Below are 17,238 nucleotides of genomic sequence, written 5' to 3' on the forward strand. Positions count from 1 at the left end.
GTCTCACAGGACTGAATTAAAAGGTTATTTTTATGAAGCAATCTGCTTAGATTGTTTTGTATGTTTTTCTTGTTTTGATTCTGGTAGTAGTAGATTTAACAGTACACCTACAATTGCTGCAAGCGCCATTCCTTCGACTTGGAATGAATCCCCTACGTGAAGTACCGCTCCACCAATACCGATTACTAGTATTACTGATGCAATCATTAAGTTTCGTTTGTCACTTAAATCTGTTTTATCATCTACCATCATGCGTAATCCGCTTGATGCGATTACACCGAATAGTAAGATTGATACCCCGCCCATAACTGGTGTTGGGATCGAATGAATCAGTGCAGAAATCTTACCGATAAATCCGAACATGATTGCGAATACTGCTGAACCGATGAATAAGTATACACTGTATGCTCTCGTAATTGCTAGCACACCGATGTTTTCACCATACGTTGTATTCGGTGGCCCACCGATTAGTGATGCAATTAATGTTGCTACTCCGTCACCGAAGATCGAACGGTGTAAACCTGGTTTTTCAATTAAATCTCTTTTAATAACATTTCCAAGTACAATTTGATGTCCGATATGTTCTGATATTGTTACTAGTGCAACTGGTACCATCAAGAGTACAATCTTCCATGAAAACTCTGGTGTGTATGTTACAAATGGTACTGTGAAATCTGGTACAACAAACCATTTTGCCTCAGCTACCGGCTTTAAGTCTACTAGCCCTTGGAAGTAAGCGAAGATATATCCGCCGATAATGCCAAGTAACACTGGTATGATACTGAAAAATCCTCTTCCGAATATCGAGCAAATGATTGTAATTGCTAATGTTACTAATGCTACTGAAAAATGTGTAAAGCTGTATTTGCCATCCGCACCGTTCATCGCCATGTTAACTGCTGTATGTGCTAAAGCTAGACCGATTACCATTACTACTGGACCAACTACGATTGGTGGTAGTAGTTTCATAATCCACTCTGATCCTGATTTCTTAATTCCGAGTGAGATTAAGATGTACACAAGCCCTGCTAGCAAACCACCAAGCATTGCTGCTCCCGGCCCACCTGCCGTTTTCGCTGTTATAATCGGTGCGATAAAGGCGAATGATGATCCTAAATATGCTGGTACTTGACCTTTCGTTATAAGAAGAAACGCTAGCGTTCCTAATCCACTTGATATTAATGCTACTGATGGATTCAATCCTGTTAAAAACGGAACAAGCACTGTTGATCCAAACATCGCGAACAAATGTTGTATACTTAAAAATAACCATTTTCCCGGTTTCGGTACTTCATTAACGTCTAACACTGGCTTTTGTTCCATTGTTACATCCTCCTTCAGTTTAAATCTTTGCAATAAAAAAACTCTTTGTGCCTGTGCACAAAGAGTCCTATACTTTCGTATGCCAAATTTGACATATGAAAGCCAAGACCCTTTGGCAGCCTCACAGGACTACATTTAAAAGGGCTTTACTTATCGTATATGCTTACTCGATCTTGTTGATCTGTCTCTTGCAAATCAACTTCGATACGCTCTTCACTTGATGTTGGAATGTTCTTTCCTACATAATCAGCGCGAATTGGTAATTCACGATGACCTCTATCAACAAGAACCGCCAATTGAATTTGAGATGGTCTACCTAAATCCATAAGAGCATCCATTGCTGCTCGAACTGTTCTTCCTGTATATAATACGTCATCAACGAGGATAACTTTTTTCTTCGTAATATCTACAGGGATATCAGAACCTTTTACAAGTGGTTCTTTATTTTTGGATTGTAGTGTTAAATCATCACGATATAACGTAATGTCTAACTCTCCAACTTCCATTTCTTTTCCTTCAATTTGACCAATTCGTTCTGCCAAACGTTGTGCAATAAAAATTCCACGAGTTTTAATTCCGACAAGAACACAATTATCGACACCTTTATTTCGTTCCACGATTTCATGACTAATTCGTGTTAAAGCGCGGCGAATCATTTGGTCATCTAAAACGACAGCTTTCTCTTGCATGCTCTACACCTCCAAGCTTTTTTTCTTGCGTGAGAGTAATGGTATAAAAAAAGTCCTCTCAGCGTGTGCGAGAGGACTTTTGAAAAAAGGGTACAACATACCCTAAGTATTTCAAACCGTTACCTTCTCAACCTCACGGGGCTGTGTTAAAGGATCATTATTTAACTGTTGTCAGTATCTCAGTTTTCTTATGATTTGTCAATACTATTTTCGTAAAATATTTAATGCGTCTTCAAACACTTCTGGAATCGGTGCCTCAAACTGAATATATTCACCAGTACGAGGATGATCAAAGCCTAAAATACCCGCATGAAGTGCTTGTCCATTCATATCTAATGTTTTCTTCGGACCATACTTCGGATCTCCTGCAAGTGGATAGCCAATATATTTCATATGAACACGAATTTGGTGCGTACGTCCCGTTTCTAAGCGACATTCTACAAGTGTAAAGTCTTTAAAACGTTCTAACACTTGGAAGTGCGTAACAGCGTTCTTACCATTTTCATCAACTGTCATACTTTGACGCTCTTTCTTATCACGACCAATTGGTGCATCGATAGTTCCCTTATCATGCGGAATCACACCGTGTACAATCGCTTTGTAACGTCTCGTTACTGTTTTGGCTACAAGCTGATTTACAAGCGATTCATGTGCCATATCATTTTTAGCAACCATTAATAGTCCAGATGTATCTTTATCAATACGATGCACGATACCTGGACGCATTACACCGTTAATGCCTGATAAGTCTGTACAATGGTGCATAAGGCCGTTTACAAGTGTACCACTTGTATGCCCTGGTGCTGGATGTACAACCATGCCACGTGGCTTATTTACAACAAGCACATCTGCATCTTCATAATAAATTTCTAAATTTAAATCCTCTGGTTGAATATCTAGCGCTTCTGGCTCAGGAATCGTTACTGTAATTTCATCTTCTTCTTTTACTTTATAATTCACTTTTACTGCTTTCCCGTTCACTGTCACAACATCATCTTTAATCCATTGCTGTACTTGTGAACGTGACCATTCGTTATTTATCCCTGTAACGAATTTATCAATTCGCTCGTTTTTTTGCTCTGCTGCAACTGTTACTTGTACTACTTCACTCATTCAATTACTCCTTCGCTTTCTTGCCTTCTAATAATGTTTGAATAATAATTAATACAACACCAATACATAATGCTGAATCAGCTATATTGAATACTGGATAGTTGTACGAGAAAATATACACGTGAATGAAATCCACTACTTCTTGTCTAAATACACGATCAATAAAGTTACCAATTGCCCCGCCCAAAATTAGACCTAACGAAATACCTAGAAGCTTGTCTGTTTTCGCATACTTTTTCATATAAAATACGATAAACACTACAAAAACAACTGTAATAATGTAGAAGAACCACATTTTATTTTCTAAAATACCCCAAGCAGCGCCTCTATTTCGATGTGATGTTATGTATAATACATTGTCGATAATCGGAATACTCGTACCCAATTCCATGTTCTTTACAATTAACCACTTCGATATTTGATCGATAGCAATGACAAATAACGCTATTACATAATATATCATTTTCATTTCCCCCACAAAGACAGTGTACCTCAAAATTTTAGCATAGCTGCTACCTTTTCACAATGAACCTTTATAGAAGAATAAAATAAATTAAAAAAAGGTAATATAATATCGTTGTGCGTATTCATACATTTACCTTTTCATAGAAGAATTCATGAATCGTACGAGCAGTCGGCATTGTCTTCATTTGCTTTGTCGAAATTAATCTCCCCGTCTCTTCACAAATACCGTACATGTCTATTTCCATTTTAAATAATGCGCGTTCTACATCCTTTAAATCCTCTTTTATATCATGTAATAGCAATTTTTTCTTTATCTCTTCCTTAATTTCATATCCAAGCTCTTGGCTGAACTCGACATCATATTTGTGCATTACTTCTTTAGCTAGTCTCTCTTGCAACTCTTTTCTCATCAATTGCAATTCTTCTTTTATTTCCATGTAAATTTCATTCACGTGTACATTCCTCCTAGCTGTAATGTACAGTTAGTGTGTCCGAAATTTATTTGCTTACCTCACACACATTTTTCCTTCACAGGAAAGAGTCTGAAAAGTTTTTTTGATATGCCATCAACAAAAAAACTGACTGCATGAATAGCAGTCAGTTTTTTATTATTTTACATAGTTTTCTTTAACAACTGTTGCACAACGCTCACATAATGTTTCATGTTCAGCATCTTTACCAATTGTTTCTGAAACTACCCAACAACGTTCACATGTTTCACCAGTTGCTTGAGCAACAACAACCGCTGTATGTTCATACTTCGGTGCATCTGCTGGCGCTTCATCCATCATACCACCAAGTTTATACTCAGAAACGATGAATAATTGCTTTAAGTCTTCGCTAATAGACTCTAACATAGCTTTCATTTCTGCAGTTGGATATAGCGTAATGCTTGCATTTAATGACTTACCGATTACTTTTTCATTACGAGCTACTTCTAGTGCTTTTAACACGTCATCACGTAATGTCATAAATGCATCCCATTTTGTTTTTAACGCTTCCGCGTCATCTAATTGTACAGCTTCTGGCATATCAGTTAATTGTACACTTTCTTCTGTTACGCCTGGAATGTATGGCCATACTTCATCAGCTGTATGCGGTAAGATTGGTGTTACAAGTTTTGTTAACGCAACAAGAACATCATATAATACAGTTTGAATTGCACGACGATCTTCGTGATTTGCACCTTCAATGTATAAAATGTCTTTTGCAAAGTCTAAGTAGAATGAACTTAAATCAATTGTACAGAAGTTATGAATTGCATGATACACAGCAGCGAAGTCGTATGTCTCATATGCTTCTTTAACTTTTGTAATTAAGTCATTTAATTTCACTAACATGTAACGATCTACTTCACGAAGTTCAGCTACAGCTACTGCATTTTCACTTGGCTTAAAGTCGTCTAAGTTTCCTAATAAGAAACGGAATGTGTTACGGATTTTACGATACACTTCTGCTACTTGTTTTAAAATATCATCTGAAATACGTACGTCAGATTGATAGTCAACAGAAGATACCCATAAGCGTAAAATGTCTCCGCCTAATTGATCCATAATTTTCTTCGGTACGACGATGTTTCCAATCGACTTACTCATTTTACGTCCTTCACCATCTAATACGAAACCGTGACTTAATACGCCTTTATATGGAGCTTTACCTGTTACAGCAACTGCTGTTGATAATGAAGAGTTAAACCAACCACGATACTGGTCAGATCCTTCTAAATATAAATCAGCTGGACGCTGTAAATCTTCGCGCTCTTCTAATACCGCTTGGTGAGAAGAACCTGAATCGAACCATACATCCATGATGTCTGTTTCTTTACGGAATTCGCCATTTGGGCTACCCGGATGTGTAAATCCTTCTGGTAATAGATCTTTCGCTTCACGCTCGAACCATACGTTAGAACCGTGTTCACGGAATAAATCTGCTACATGGTTAATTGTTTCATCCGTAATAATTGGATCACCATTCTCAGCATAGAATACCGGAATTGGCACACCCCATGCACGCTGACGAGAAATACACCAGTCACCACGGTCACGAACCATATTATGAAGACGAGTTTCTCCCCATGCTGGTACCCATTTCGTTTCCGCTACAGCTTCTATTAATTCTTTACGGAATGCTTCAATAGATGCAAACCACTGTGCTGTCGCACGGAAAATAATTGGTTTTTTCGTTCTCCAATCATGTGGGTATGAATGTGTAATGAATGTTAGTTTCAGTAACGCGCCTACTTCTTCTAATTTTTCTGTAATTGGCTTGTTAGCTTTATCATAGAATAAGCCTTCAAATCCAGGTGCTTCATTTGTTAATACACCTTTATCATCGACTGGGCAAAGTACTTCTAATCCATACTTTTTACCAACAACGAAGTCATCTTCCCCGTGTCCTGGTGCTGTATGAACACAACCTGTACCTGCATCTGTTGTTACGTGATCTCCTAGCATAACTAATGAATCACGATCGTAGAATGGATGTTTTGCAACTGTGTACTCAAGTTCGCTACCTTTTACTGTTTTCACAACTTCAGCATTTTCCCACTCTAACGTTTTTGCAACTGTCTCAAACAGCTCAGAAGCAATGATATATTTCTCATCATTTACTTTTACAATACTATATTCAAGCTCTGGGTGAACAGAAATACCTAAGTTTGCAGGTAATGTCCAAGGTGTTGTTGTCCAAATGATGTACTTTTCATCACCTTCTAATACATTCTTTCCATCTTTTACAGGGAATGCTACGTAAATAGATGCTGATTTTTTATCTTGATATTCAATTTCAGCTTCTGCTAAAGCAGATTCACTCGTTGGAGACCAGTAAACTGGTTTTTGACCTTTATAGATATAACCTTTTTTCGCCATGTCACCAAACACTTTAATTTGTTGTGCTTCATAAGCTGGCTCTAAAGTAATATATGGATTATCCCAATCTGCACGTACACCTAAACGCTTAAATTGTTCACGTTGACGTTCTACTTGTTCATATGCATACTCTGCACATAACTTACGGAACTCAGCAACTGTCATTTCTTTACGTTTTACGCCTTTATTTGTTAAAGCTTGTTCAATTGGTAAACCGTGCGTATCCCATCCTGGAACATATGGCGCACTAAAACCAGTCATTGATTTATAACGAACAATAAAGTCTTTTAATACTTTATTTAATGCATGTCCCATATGAATGTCACCATTCGCATATGGAGGTCCATCATGCAATACAAATAAAGGACGACCTTTTGTATGTTCTTGTACTTTTTCGTAAATATTCATTTCAGCCCATTTTTCTTGCATTGCAGGCTCACGTTTTGGTAAGTTCCCACGCATTGGGAACTCTGTTTTCGGCATCAGTAATGTATTTTTGTACTCCATGCTCAATTCCTCCTTACATGTATAAAAGAAATACTTAAAAAACGGAATAAAAAAGAGACTTTCTCATCCCAAAAAGGGACGAGAAAGTCTCCCGCGGTACCACCCTAGTAGATCATATACATATGTATAGAATCCTCTTTATATTCTTAACGCGAATACACGCCTACGCTTACTCTATTTGTTCAGCGCGGAACTCCAGGGTGATATTCCCACTATCTCCTTATCCTGAGCTTACACCATCCTCAGTTCGCTATATAAGGTTTGAAAAGGTACTTATCCCTATCTTCGTTTTTCTTAATAAATATGTTGTTTAAAATTATATGTAATAATGAGAAAAACGTCAAGCTTACACTGTTTCTTCTTTTTTCAACAGTTCATCTACTTCGTCTTCTAACTCAATTAGTTTATCCCAATCATCGTTGTTTAACATTTCAAGCTGTGTTTCTAATAACATACGGAAACGAGTTCGGAATACTTTCGCTTGTTTCTTTAGCTCTTCAATATCAAAAGCAACTTTTCTTGATTTTACTAATGCTTCGTTAATAATACGATCAGCATTCTTTTCAGCTTCACGCACAATTAATTTCGCTTCTTTTTGCGCATTACGTTTTACTTCTTCCGCTGCTTCTTGCGCAACAACGATAGATTTGTTTAACGTATCTTCAATATTAGAGAAATGATCTAACTTCCCTTCTAACTGCGCAACTTTTTCTTCTAAAGCTTTTTTCTCACGAATGACCAATTCATAATCTTTGATAATTTGATCAAGAAACTCATTTACTTGATCTTCATCATAGCCACGGAATCCGCGACCAAATTCTTTGTTATGAATATCTAATGGTGTTAACGGCACAACGCCACCTCCAAGTAGTTATCTAAATTTCCTCTTTCAATTATATCTTTTCTTCGACAAAATAGGAGGATTTCCTTCTAAAAAACCAATCATTTTAGTATACCATACAAAATTCTCCATTTGTCGCGTTTTGTTCTACCTTCTACAGAAAATAATTTACTTCGGCCATATCCTCTAACAGAAAAAACGTCTCCTGGATAACATTCATAAGAAGTTTGCTCCACTGTTTTCCAATTGACTTTTACTAAACCATTTTTTATGAAAGGTTGTACTTTCTGTCTAGATAAATGTAACATTTCAGCTAACATAACATCTAAACGAAGTGAAGAAACCGTTCCAGATTTCTCCCCCCACGTTTCATGTATTTGTAGAATTTGTTCTCCTTGCACTGCTGATAAGGAGACTTTTACTTTTCCTATTGCTTGTAAGTTCATCTCAATGTACGATACGATTTCTTTCGCAACTACAATTTGGGCACGATTTTCTTGCAGCAAAATATCACCACATTTTTCTCTCGTTAAACCAAGAGACATAAATGTACCTAATATTTGCCTATGTTCTAGCGTATAAAACTTGGAAGGATAGTCAATTTCTAATACTTCTACTTGAAATTCTTCTTCATTTAATTCTAGATAGTCTGGATAAATGAGTGCTCTTTTACGCTCTGCATTAGGCGTTGCACCACCAAATTGCACAGCGCCATCTCCTTGTCCAATTACCATAGAAACAATTTGTTGCTGTCTTGGATCAAGGAAATCTGTTAATTTCACTTGATGGTACTCCGCTGTTTGCTTCCACTCCAGCACTTTATCTACAAAGACCTCTTCATCAGGCCTAAAATGTTCGTAAATGCTCATGTATTTAACCTCTTACTATAAGAAATAGCTGAACAAACTGAACAAACCACTTTTAGCAAGTTTTAACGCAAAAATCGCAACGAGTGGAGAAATATCAATCATACCAAGCGGCGGAATAAATCTGCGGAATGGTTCTAAATACGGTTCACAAATTCGCGCCAAGAACTCTCCAAAAGATGATTCCTTTGCACCAGGAAACCATGATAGGAGAATGTAAATAATTAGTGCCCACGAGTAAATCTCGATAGCAGAACTTAACACCATTAAAACTGTTGTCATGGCGTATTACCACCTCTTTATATTTGTTTCTTCTTCTTCACCGAATAACTCTGAAATTGCACCAACAATATCAACATTTTCAGGTGTACACATAAATGTTTTCGGTCCTATTTTTTGAATGTCCCCGCCTATAGCGTATACAGTACCACTTAAAAAGTCAACGATACGTACCGCTTGATCAGTAGACATTCTCTGCAAATTAATTACAACAGCTCGTCTACCTTTTAAGTGGTCCGCAATCCCTTGTGCTTCCGAATATGTGCGTGGTTCTAATAAAACAACTTTTGAAGATTGTTTTGCTGTTTCAATACTCACAACATTTTGCTTCGGTTGCGCTTTTGGAAACGTAACATCTTGTTGTTCTGGTGGATCTTGCTGCTTTTTCATGTCTGTTTGCTCCTTTTCATAACCATATTGAGCTGCTTCTTTTTCTTCCGGTGTATCAAAAAAGAAGTATTTTACTTTTGACCAACTCATAATAAGATTCTCCTTCCTTTTACGCTTTTCCTACTAAAATCGTTCCCAAACGAATATATGTAGCCCCTTCTTCAATTGCAATCGTGTAATCGTTGGACATTCCCATTGATAATTCTTTACATGGCGCATGTAATAACTCTAGCTCCTGCACCTTTGTTTGCAACATACGTAATTCCTTAAAACAGCGTCTGATTTCTTCCTCTTCTTCTGTAAATGGAGCCATCGTCATTAGTCCAACCACTTCAATTTTATCGAATTCTTGCAAACTTTGAATAAAAGAAACAACCTCTTCTATTGCTAATCCTTGCTTCGATTCTTCAGATGAGGTTTTCACTTGAATAAAGCATTTCACTTTCTTATCAGCACGTTTCTGAATTTCTTTCGCCAGGGAAAGACGATCTAACGAATGTAAATAATCAATTTCATTAATGATTTCTTTTACTTTTCTCGTTTGTAATGAGCCAATAAAGTGCCAATTAACTTTTGAACCGAAATGCTCATATTTCTGTAAGAAACCTTCATTTCTATTTTCACCTAAATCGATAATTCCAGTTTCAATTACTTCGTTTGTTTTTTCAATCCCTACAGTTTTTGTCACTGCAACAAGTTTAATATCTTGCAACGAACGTCCAGCTCGAACGCAAGATTCTTTAATAGCTTCGTTTACAATTACTAAATTTTCTTGTACTGTCACTTGCTTCCTTCCTCCTTAAAACCTATGAAACTCAACATTCTTCCTGTCTTACCTTGATCACGACGATGAGAGAAAAATAGTTGCTCTTCACAGCTTGTACAAAGAGATGACATTACAATATGCTCTTCTTTTATGCCTGCTTGTACACATAATATACGATTAATTTCTTTTAAATTAATTGCGTACTGCCCGTCAGAAATTTTTTGATGAGGAACAGCACCGTTAATTACTTTCTGTGCTGCTGTTAATACTCGATCATCCACAACATAACAACAAGATCCAATCGACGGTCCAATTGCAACATGAATTTCATCACTTGAAATACCTTCTGCATTCCACTTTTGAATCATTTCCTTTGCAATCTCTTGTACAGTGCCTTTCCATCCAGCATGCGCAAGTCCTATCATACCATGTGATGGTGCATAAAAATAGAGCGGAACACAATCCGCGTAACAAGACGTTAACAGAACATCTTCATTACTCGTATAAATGCCATCTGTTTTTGAAATGCCGTCCTCATATGAATAAACGCCACTTCCTTTTTCCTGTTGCCCTACTTTTTCAACATGATGATCATGAACTTGTTCAGAGCAAATCCAGTTTTCTAATGGTTTTTGTAACTTATTTGCTAAAATGCGTCTGTTTTCATGAACGTTCTCCACGATATCATTCACATGTAATCCTAAATTCATCGCATGAAAGGAGCCCGTACTTATCCCACCATCTTTTGTCGTAAATCCAGCAGTAATGTTTCCAAGTTCTTTCCACGCTTGTAAATACAGTATACCGTCCACATATTTAAATGGTTCTCTCATAATAAAGCGGCTCCTTTTAATTAAAATAACAGAAAAAAGCATGGTACTTCCTGTCTATTTTACCATACTTTTATTTTTTCATAATCCTAACAGAAAAAAAAGAGGAATTTGTAATATTCTTTATGAAATTGTCGGTGTTTGTATTGATTCTGTTACAGTATTAACAGGATCTACTCTTACAAGTATGACATCCTCCCCAATTTTCACAACTTCCTTCCAAGGAATTACAATCTCAACATCTTTTCCAAAAATACCCAGCATACGTGTCTGTTTGGAAATAATAACAGAACAAACTTGCCCTGTGTTCATATCAATTTCAATATCTCCAATATTCCCAATCCTTTTTCCATCTGAAATATTTATAACATCCTTCATCTGTAACTCTGAAATTCGTATCACCATTTTTACCCTCTCCCTTATATGACGAATTGGAAGCTGTTTCTCATATTTACAGGAAGCCACCTATACGAAACACCATGCTAGTTTCATTATATGAACACTAATCCCCTACTATGAGCACAAACCATATTACATATAAAAAGGTCTCACCATAATTGGTGAGACCTTATCCTTGAATCGTTTTATTCATTTGTTTAATGGCTGACTTCTCTAAACGTGATACTTGAGCTTGGGAAATCCCAATTTCTTCTGCAACTTCCATCTGTGTCTTTCCTTGGAAGAAACGTTTTCTAATAATCATTTTCTCTCGATCATTTAAACGCTTCATTCCTTCTTTCAATGCTAGTTCTTCAACCCACTGCTCGTCCTTTTGTTTTTCATCACTTAACTGATCCATAACAAAGATAGGATCTCCTCCATCATTATAAATCGGTTCAAATAATGAAACTGGATCTTGAATTGCATCTAAAGCAAATACTATCTCTTCATGAGTTACTTCTAGCACTTTTGCAATATCCATTGCTGTTGGTTCTTTTGAATTTTCTGCAATTAACTTCTCTCTTACTTGCAAAGCTTTATACGCAATATCTCGCAATGAGCGCGATACGCGAATCGGATTATTATCACGCAAATATCTGCGTATTTCCCCAATAATCATCGGCACAGCATACGTTGAAAATTTTACATTTTGGCCTAAATCAAAATTATCAATTGATTTCATAAGTCCGATGCAACCAACTTGGAATAAATCGTCAACATATTCTCCTCTGTTATTAAATCTTTGGATGACGCTCAGTACAAGACGTAAGTTTCCATTCACTAATTTTTCTCTTGCGCTTATCTCTCCACTTTGCATTTCACGAAATAATTTACGCATCTCTTCATTTTTTAATACTGGAAGTTTAGCTGTATCAACACCGCAAATTTCTACTTTGTTTCTCGTCAAAGTGTTCCCTCCTATCGGGAGTTGCTGTACAGTGTAAAGTATTTCCTTTGAAGGGGATTTTATGCATATGGTTTTTTCACGATTTTTCATTTAAATTATCTTTCCTAATACAACTAAATAGAATAAGACCAGCCTACATAACGGCTGGTCTTATTCTTCACACCATTTTATTAAATTCTTTTCGTAATCTTTTTATAATTCTTTTTTCTAAACGCGAAATGTATGACTGTGAAATCCCAAGCATATCCGCCACATCTTTTTGCGTCTTTTCCTCTCCTCCAGCAAGCCCAAACCGAAGTTCCATAATTTGTTTTTCACGATCATTTAATTGGTGTAATGCTTTCATTAAAAGGTGACGATCTACAGTAGCTTCTAAATCTTTTGTAATAATATCATCATCTGTACCTAACACGTCAGACAACAATAGTTCATTCCCATCCCAATCAATGTTTAGCGGTTCATCAAAAGAAACTTCCGAACGATTTTTGTTATTCCGACGTAAATGCATTAAAATTTCATTTTCTATACAACGCGATGCATATGTTGCTAATTTTATTTTCTTTTCTGGATTAAATGTATTTACCGCTTTAATAAGGCCGATTGTTCCTATACTAATTAAATCTTCAATATTTATCCCTGTATTTTCAAACTTTCTTGCTATATATACAACGAGCCTTAAGTTGCGTTCAATAAGTAATGACCTTGCTGCCTGATCTCCTTTTGGCAATTTATTCAAAAGAACTTCCTCTTCTTCTTTCGTTAACGGTGGTGGCAACGCTTCACTTCCACCAATATAATAAATTTCATCGGTCTTAATTCCTAATTTCAGCAATACTTTATACCAAAGGTATACTAAATAAAATTTTAATTTCATCATATTATCCCGCCTCTCATTATTAAGCGATCACCATTTTTTGTGAAATCAACATTTTTGGATGCACAATACATTGATACTCCCCATTAGTAGACAGTTGTTGTGTATTTAATCCAATTAATACTTTGTTTACAACAATAGAACTACCTTCATGATCAACTTGCACACTGTCAGGCTTAATTGCCCACAAAAATTGACTTTCTACTCCTACTGCACGGAAAGGAATTAAACGTAATTTTGTCGCCCAACCAGAATCATTTTCTGGTATTTGAGGAATTTCTGTTTTGGAATAAATTTGTTCTGTTAACCAAGATGGTAAGCAATGTTCTAATGATGAAACATGCATAATCATAACGGGTGTTTTTGTTAATGGGTCGTAAAGTTGGTTCCCACTGTCAATAAGACCTGCCAGTTCTAGTTCTTCTTCCGCTAATTGAATTTTTACTTTCACAATTTGGTCATAGTGTATTTTCGTGACCTCTACGCTTTCAATACGCTTTTTAGAAAAATAATAAATTACCGGAAAACCAAAAATAACAAATAACCAACTAATTGGATCGCCGTAAGAAATTGACTGAGATTGAACCAATCCATTTACCATTTCATTCGTTTGCAAAAAGAAATGAGTTCCAATTAATCCTCCGCCAACCATAAAGGTTACAAAGTAAAAAGTAAAAACAGTTTGTGCATAATTTCTAAATGTTGTAAACCCAAATGCTGTATACACAATAAGTAACGAGTACAGTAGTTTCATAATTGGATGTGTCATCATAGAAGCAAAAGGAGTAAAGGCAAAAATAACAATAGTTGAACCTATAAATGCCCCTAACACAAGCCTCCATCTTTTGATCTTCTTTTTTAACACGGTAGCTGTTAATAAAAGCAAAAGAAAATCAATGCAGGCGTTTAACAACCAAACAACGTCGGCGTAAACAACCAAACAATTCACCTCTTTTTTCAAGTTGAGACTAGTATAATGCATATCCAATAGGAAAGTGTGTCAATTTGCGGAGGTGTTTTTTTGTTATTTTGTGATTTCTAGACATAATCTGTCGGTAAAAAATAAAAGTACAAATTCATAGAATGATATACTCTTATTTTCACCAACAAAATATATTGAAATATACGAAATAAAAAAAGACCTGCTTAGCAGGTCTTTTCCATTTAAAAAACAAAAAAGGAGCATGAAAGCTCCTTTTTTTATCGTCTACGACGGTTACGTAAAAATGCTGGAATATCGATATCATCTGAATCTGAATGACGCTCATGTACAACTGGCTCTTCACGCTTCATTTCACGTTTTACTTCACGTTGTTTTGAAGGTTGAGCTACTGGTTGTTGCTGTTGTTGCGTGTGGTTCGCATTCGGACGAATAATTGGTTTTGGTGGTTGAGTTGCAATGCTATCATCAAAACCAGTTGCAATTACAGTTACAACGATATCATCTTTTAATCCTTCGTTAATAACAGAACCGAAGATCATATTTACTTCTGGATCTGAAGCTGAAGCTACGATATCTGCCGCTTCTTGTACTTCATATAAGCTTAAGTTAGCGCCACCCGTAATGTTCATGATAACACCTTGAGCTCCATCAATAGATGTTTCTAGTAATGGACTAGAAATCGCTTTTTTCGCAGCTTCTGCAGCACGATTTTCCCCGTTACCAGAACCAATACCCATTAAAGCAGAACCTCTATTAGACATAATTGTCTTTACGTCTGCAAAGTCTAAGTTAATTAAACCTGGCGTTGCAATTAAATCCGAAATACCTTGAACACCTTGACGTAATACGTTATCAGCTTCACGGAATGCTTCTAACATTGGCGTATTTTTATCAACAATCTCTAATAAGCGATCGTTTGGAATTACAATAAGAGTATCTACATTTTCTTTAAATGCTGCAATACCAGATGCTGCTTGCGTCGCACGCTTACGTCCTTCAAAAGTAAATGGACGTGTTACAACACCAACTGTTAAAGCACCTAATTCTTTTGCAACTTGAGCAACAACTGGAGCTGCACCAGTTCCAGTTCCACCGCCCATACCGGCAGTTACGAAGACCATATCCGCACCACGAAGTGCTTCTTGGATCTGTTCTTTACTTTCTTCTGCAGCTTTTTTCCCTACTTCAGGGTTTGCGCCTGCACCAAGTCCACGCGTTAATTTTCCACCAATCTGCATTTTCGTTTCAGCTTTTGATAGATTTAATGCTTGTGCATCAGTGTTCACAGCGATAAAGTCTACACCTTGTACACCGTGTTCAATCATACGGTTTACAGCATTGTTTCCGCCACCGCCGACACCGATAACTTTTATATTCGCTAATTGATCTTGAGTAGTATCAAACTCTAACATGTCGAAATCCCCCTAGAACCTCATTTTTCGTGTCCAATTTTAATCCCATAAATAACGGAATACACGTTTTACTTTTGACATCATGCGGTCATCATTTTGATTATTATTGTTTTGATTACGAGTTTTTTGTTTTGCAGGTTGCTGTTGTACCGGCGTTGGTGCTGGTGCTGGTACTGGTTCAAAATGCTCTTGCTTTTCCTGCACATTTTTCCCACGTAATTTAGCTTTTTGATAAGAATGTTTAATTAATCCAACTCCACTTGTATATTGGGGCTCACGCACACCAATATAATCAGGAGTTGCTACACGAACATTTTCATGTAAAATATCATATGCAAGGTCAAGAACACCTGGCATAGAAGCAATTCCACCAGTTAGTACATAACCAGAAGCCACTTGCTTTACTCCTAACTTACGCACTTCATCTTGAACAAACATTAAAATTTCCTCTACACGAGCCTCTATTATATCCGATAATTCCAACTGAGAATATTGTTCTGTTTGATCACTTCCCATAATAGGAACCGTAAACATCTCTTCTTCAGATGCTGTATCATAAAAAGCATGTCCATATTTCAACTTAATTTGATCTGCATTTTCTGTTGAAGTTTTCAACCCAATCGCAATATCCTTCGTTATATGGTCTCCACCTAATGGTAATACGCTCGTCGCTTGTAACTCTCCATCTTTAAAAATAGATAAAGTTGTAGATCCTCCCCCCATATCAACAAGGGCTACTCCTCTATTTTTTTCATCTGAAGATATAGCAACTGTTGCAGCCGCTAAAGGTTGAAGACAAATATCAACAATTTCAAGACCTGCTTTTTCTACACAACGAAGTAGGTTATGTAGTAAAGTTCTCGAGCCTGTAATAAGTGTACCTTCCATTTCTAATCTTACACCGATCATCCCGCGTGGATCGTTAATCTCGTCAAGACCGTCTACGATGAACTGTCGAGGTACCACATCAATAAACTCACGTTCTGGAGCAATTGACACAACTTGTGCTGCATCTAGAACGCGTAAGACATCTTCATTCCCGATTTCACGATCTTCATTTGAAACAGCGACTACTCCGTGACAAGGAAGTAGCTGTACCTGGTTTGCATTGACACCTACTACAACTTGCTCAATGTGGATTCCCACCATGCGCTCAGCTTGTTCAATTGCTTTTTTAATTGATCGAACAGTCTCGTCTATATCAACTATCGATCCCTTCTTTAAACCATTTGATTTTACATTTCCAACACCAATAATGTTTAAGCTGTCATTAACCATTTCACCAATGATGACTTTAACATTGGATGTACCGATGTCAAGACTAACATATATTTCATTGCTGTTCATTCTTTGGCACCTCCTTCTTTATTTATACCATACAACTCAATATATGGAACAACAATCGCAACTTTACTATTTATAAGAAAAATATTCAACGTCTTTATACGTTTCCCTTTTTTAACCCTATATTTTTCTTATTTTTATTTAGCATTCAATTAAGAATATCGCAGTAAACTATGAATAACTGCTTATCTTGAAATAATTCTATTTCGAGTGTAAAGTTTACCGCCAAGTATAAGTCTACACTAAGATGTACTCATAGAAAAGTGAAACTTGTACCAATACTAGTATGAATCTAAGAATTTTTACATATTTTTCATCAAATGAACCATTCTTCTAAATTCGTATACATATAATAGAACATTCGTTTTGTTTTTTCTGCTA

18 protein-coding genes and 1 other annotated feature are annotated in these 17,238 nt (G+C 36.5%); all 18 genes read right to left on the reverse strand.

Annotated elements, in window-relative coordinates; all coding sequences use genetic code 11:
* Positions 1-30 precede the first annotated feature (30 nt).
* The gene (gene uraA / locus CQ064_RS20455; protein WP_000435927.1) at positions 31-1,323 is read right to left on the reverse strand and encodes a uracil permease; all 1,293 of its coding nucleotides are present in this window, start codon (positions 1,321-1,323) and stop codon (positions 31-33) included.
* Between the two features lie 146 nt (positions 1,324-1,469).
* Complete coding sequence (gene pyrR / locus CQ064_RS20460; RefSeq protein ID WP_001156491.1) at positions 1,470-2,012, reverse strand: bifunctional pyrimidine operon transcriptional regulator/uracil phosphoribosyltransferase; 543 nt, start codon at positions 2,010-2,012, stop codon at positions 1,470-1,472.
* Positions 2,013-2,216: 204 nt separating this feature from the next.
* On the reverse strand, positions 2,217-3,125 hold the full coding sequence (locus CQ064_RS20465; protein ID WP_000005832.1) for an RluA family pseudouridine synthase: 909 nt from the start codon (positions 3,123-3,125) through the stop codon (positions 2,217-2,219).
* A 4-nt stretch (positions 3,126-3,129) separates the two neighbouring features.
* Complete coding sequence (lspA, locus tag CQ064_RS20470) at positions 3,130-3,588, reverse strand: lipoprotein signal peptidase LspA (RefSeq protein ID WP_000642180.1); 459 nt, start codon at positions 3,586-3,588, stop codon at positions 3,130-3,132.
* 124 nt (positions 3,589-3,712) lie between these two features.
* Positions 3,713-4,042 (reverse strand): TraR/DksA C4-type zinc finger protein, encoded by a 330-nt coding sequence (locus CQ064_RS20475; RefSeq protein WP_001002956.1) that lies wholly within the window; start codon positions 4,040-4,042, stop codon positions 3,713-3,715.
* A gap of 156 nt (positions 4,043-4,198) precedes the next feature.
* Complete coding sequence (ileS2, locus tag CQ064_RS20480) at positions 4,199-6,964, reverse strand: isoleucine--tRNA ligase (RefSeq protein WP_000455951.1); 2,766 nt, start codon at positions 6,962-6,964, stop codon at positions 4,199-4,201.
* A 71-nt stretch (positions 6,965-7,035) separates the two neighbouring features.
* Positions 7,036-7,259 (reverse strand) — a binding site (T-box leader).
* 51 nt (positions 7,260-7,310) lie between these two features.
* Positions 7,311-7,817 carry a septum site-determining protein DivIVA gene (divIVA, locus tag CQ064_RS20485; RefSeq protein WP_001131611.1) on the reverse strand — a complete coding sequence of 169 codons (507 nt, stop codon included), beginning with the start codon at positions 7,815-7,817 and terminating at the stop codon, positions 7,311-7,313.
* An 89-nt stretch (positions 7,818-7,906) separates the two neighbouring features.
* A complete protein-coding gene (locus CQ064_RS20490) occupies positions 7,907-8,674 on the reverse strand; it encodes a YlmH family RNA-binding protein (protein WP_000029702.1) in 768 nt (255 codons plus the stop codon).
* Between the two features lie 15 nt (positions 8,675-8,689).
* Positions 8,690-8,953 (reverse strand): YggT family protein, encoded by a 264-nt coding sequence (locus CQ064_RS20495; protein WP_000214324.1) that lies wholly within the window; start codon positions 8,951-8,953, stop codon positions 8,690-8,692.
* Positions 8,954-8,959: 6 nt separating this feature from the next.
* A complete protein-coding gene (locus CQ064_RS20500) occupies positions 8,960-9,430 on the reverse strand; it encodes a cell division protein SepF (protein ID WP_000119129.1) in 471 nt (156 codons plus the stop codon).
* Between the two features lie 19 nt (positions 9,431-9,449).
* The gene (locus CQ064_RS20505) at positions 9,450-10,124 is read right to left on the reverse strand and encodes a YggS family pyridoxal phosphate-dependent enzyme (RefSeq protein ID WP_000218011.1); all 675 of its coding nucleotides are present in this window, start codon (positions 10,122-10,124) and stop codon (positions 9,450-9,452) included.
* Entirely contained in the window at positions 10,121-10,939 is an 819-nt protein-coding gene (pgeF, locus tag CQ064_RS20510) for a peptidoglycan editing factor PgeF (protein ID WP_001209012.1), read from the reverse strand. The genes CQ064_RS20505 and pgeF overlap by 4 nt, the downstream gene beginning before the upstream one ends.
* Positions 10,940-11,059: 120 nt before the next feature.
* The gene (locus CQ064_RS20515; protein WP_000236751.1) at positions 11,060-11,341 is read right to left on the reverse strand and encodes a YlmC/YmxH family sporulation protein; all 282 of its coding nucleotides are present in this window, start codon (positions 11,339-11,341) and stop codon (positions 11,060-11,062) included.
* A 163-nt stretch (positions 11,342-11,504) separates the two neighbouring features.
* Positions 11,505-12,284 carry an RNA polymerase sporulation sigma factor SigG gene (gene sigG, locus CQ064_RS20520; protein WP_000197755.1) on the reverse strand — a complete coding sequence of 260 codons (780 nt, stop codon included), beginning with the start codon at positions 12,282-12,284 and terminating at the stop codon, positions 11,505-11,507.
* A gap of 157 nt (positions 12,285-12,441) precedes the next feature.
* Positions 12,442-13,161, reverse strand: a complete 720-nt coding sequence (gene sigE, locus CQ064_RS20525; RefSeq protein WP_000976948.1) for an RNA polymerase sporulation sigma factor SigE — start codon at positions 13,159-13,161, stop codon at positions 12,442-12,444.
* 19 nt (positions 13,162-13,180) lie between these two features.
* Entirely contained in the window at positions 13,181-14,098 is a 918-nt protein-coding gene (spoIIGA, locus tag CQ064_RS20530) for a sigma-E processing peptidase SpoIIGA (protein WP_000261975.1), read from the reverse strand.
* Positions 14,099-14,358: 260 nt separating this feature from the next.
* Complete coding sequence (gene ftsZ / locus CQ064_RS20535; protein WP_000888984.1) at positions 14,359-15,513, reverse strand: cell division protein FtsZ; 1,155 nt, start codon at positions 15,511-15,513, stop codon at positions 14,359-14,361.
* A gap of 39 nt (positions 15,514-15,552) precedes the next feature.
* A complete protein-coding gene (gene ftsA, locus CQ064_RS20540) occupies positions 15,553-16,860 on the reverse strand; it encodes a cell division protein FtsA (RefSeq protein WP_001087557.1) in 1,308 nt (435 codons plus the stop codon).
* Positions 16,861-17,238 lie beyond the last annotated feature (378 nt).

Origin of the sequence: Bacillus sp. MYb78 (genome assembly GCF_002975115.1) — a bacterium.
GTDB lineage: Bacteria > Bacillota > Bacilli > Bacillales > Bacillaceae_G > Bacillus_A > Bacillus_A cereus.

What these genes read in the sequence shown, in the direction of transcription:
- ileS2 (WP_000455951.1), bottom strand. Translation starts at nt 6,964, where the DNA reads ATGGAGTACAAAAATACATTACTGATGCCGAAAACAGAGTTCCCAATG.
- pgeF (WP_001209012.1), bottom strand. Translation starts at nt 10,939, where the DNA reads ATGAGAGAACCATTTAAATATGTGGACGGTATACTGTATTTACAAGCG.
- pyrR (WP_001156491.1), bottom strand. Translation starts at nt 2,012, where the DNA reads ATGCAAGAGAAAGCTGTCGTTTTAGATGACCAAATGATTCGCCGCGCT.
- CQ064_RS20490 (WP_000029702.1), bottom strand. Translation starts at nt 8,674, where the DNA reads ATGAGCATTTACGAACATTTTAGGCCTGATGAAGAGGTCTTTGTAGAT.
- lspA (WP_000642180.1), bottom strand. Translation starts at nt 3,588, where the DNA reads ATGATATATTATGTAATAGCGTTATTTGTCATTGCTATCGATCAAATA.
- CQ064_RS20500 (WP_000119129.1), bottom strand. Translation starts at nt 9,430, where the DNA reads ATGAGTTGGTCAAAAGTAAAATACTTCTTTTTTGATACACCGGAAGAA.
- CQ064_RS20515 (WP_000236751.1), bottom strand. Translation starts at nt 11,341, where the DNA reads ATGGTGATACGAATTTCAGAGTTACAGATGAAGGATGTTATAAATATT.
- ftsA (WP_001087557.1), bottom strand. Translation starts at nt 16,860, where the DNA reads ATGAACAGCAATGAAATATATGTTAGTCTTGACATCGGTACATCCAAT.
- CQ064_RS20465 (WP_000005832.1), bottom strand. Translation starts at nt 3,125, where the DNA reads ATGAGTGAAGTAGTACAAGTAACAGTTGCAGCAGAGCAAAAAAACGAG.
- uraA (WP_000435927.1), bottom strand. Translation starts at nt 1,323, where the DNA reads ATGGAACAAAAGCCAGTGTTAGACGTTAATGAAGTACCGAAACCGGGA.
- CQ064_RS20495 (WP_000214324.1), bottom strand. Translation starts at nt 8,953, where the DNA reads ATGACAACAGTTTTAATGGTGTTAAGTTCTGCTATCGAGATTTACTCG.
- ftsZ (WP_000888984.1), bottom strand. Translation starts at nt 15,513, where the DNA reads ATGTTAGAGTTTGATACTACTCAAGATCAATTAGCGAATATAAAAGTT.
- sigE (WP_000976948.1), bottom strand. Translation starts at nt 13,161, where the DNA reads ATGATGAAATTAAAATTTTATTTAGTATACCTTTGGTATAAAGTATTG.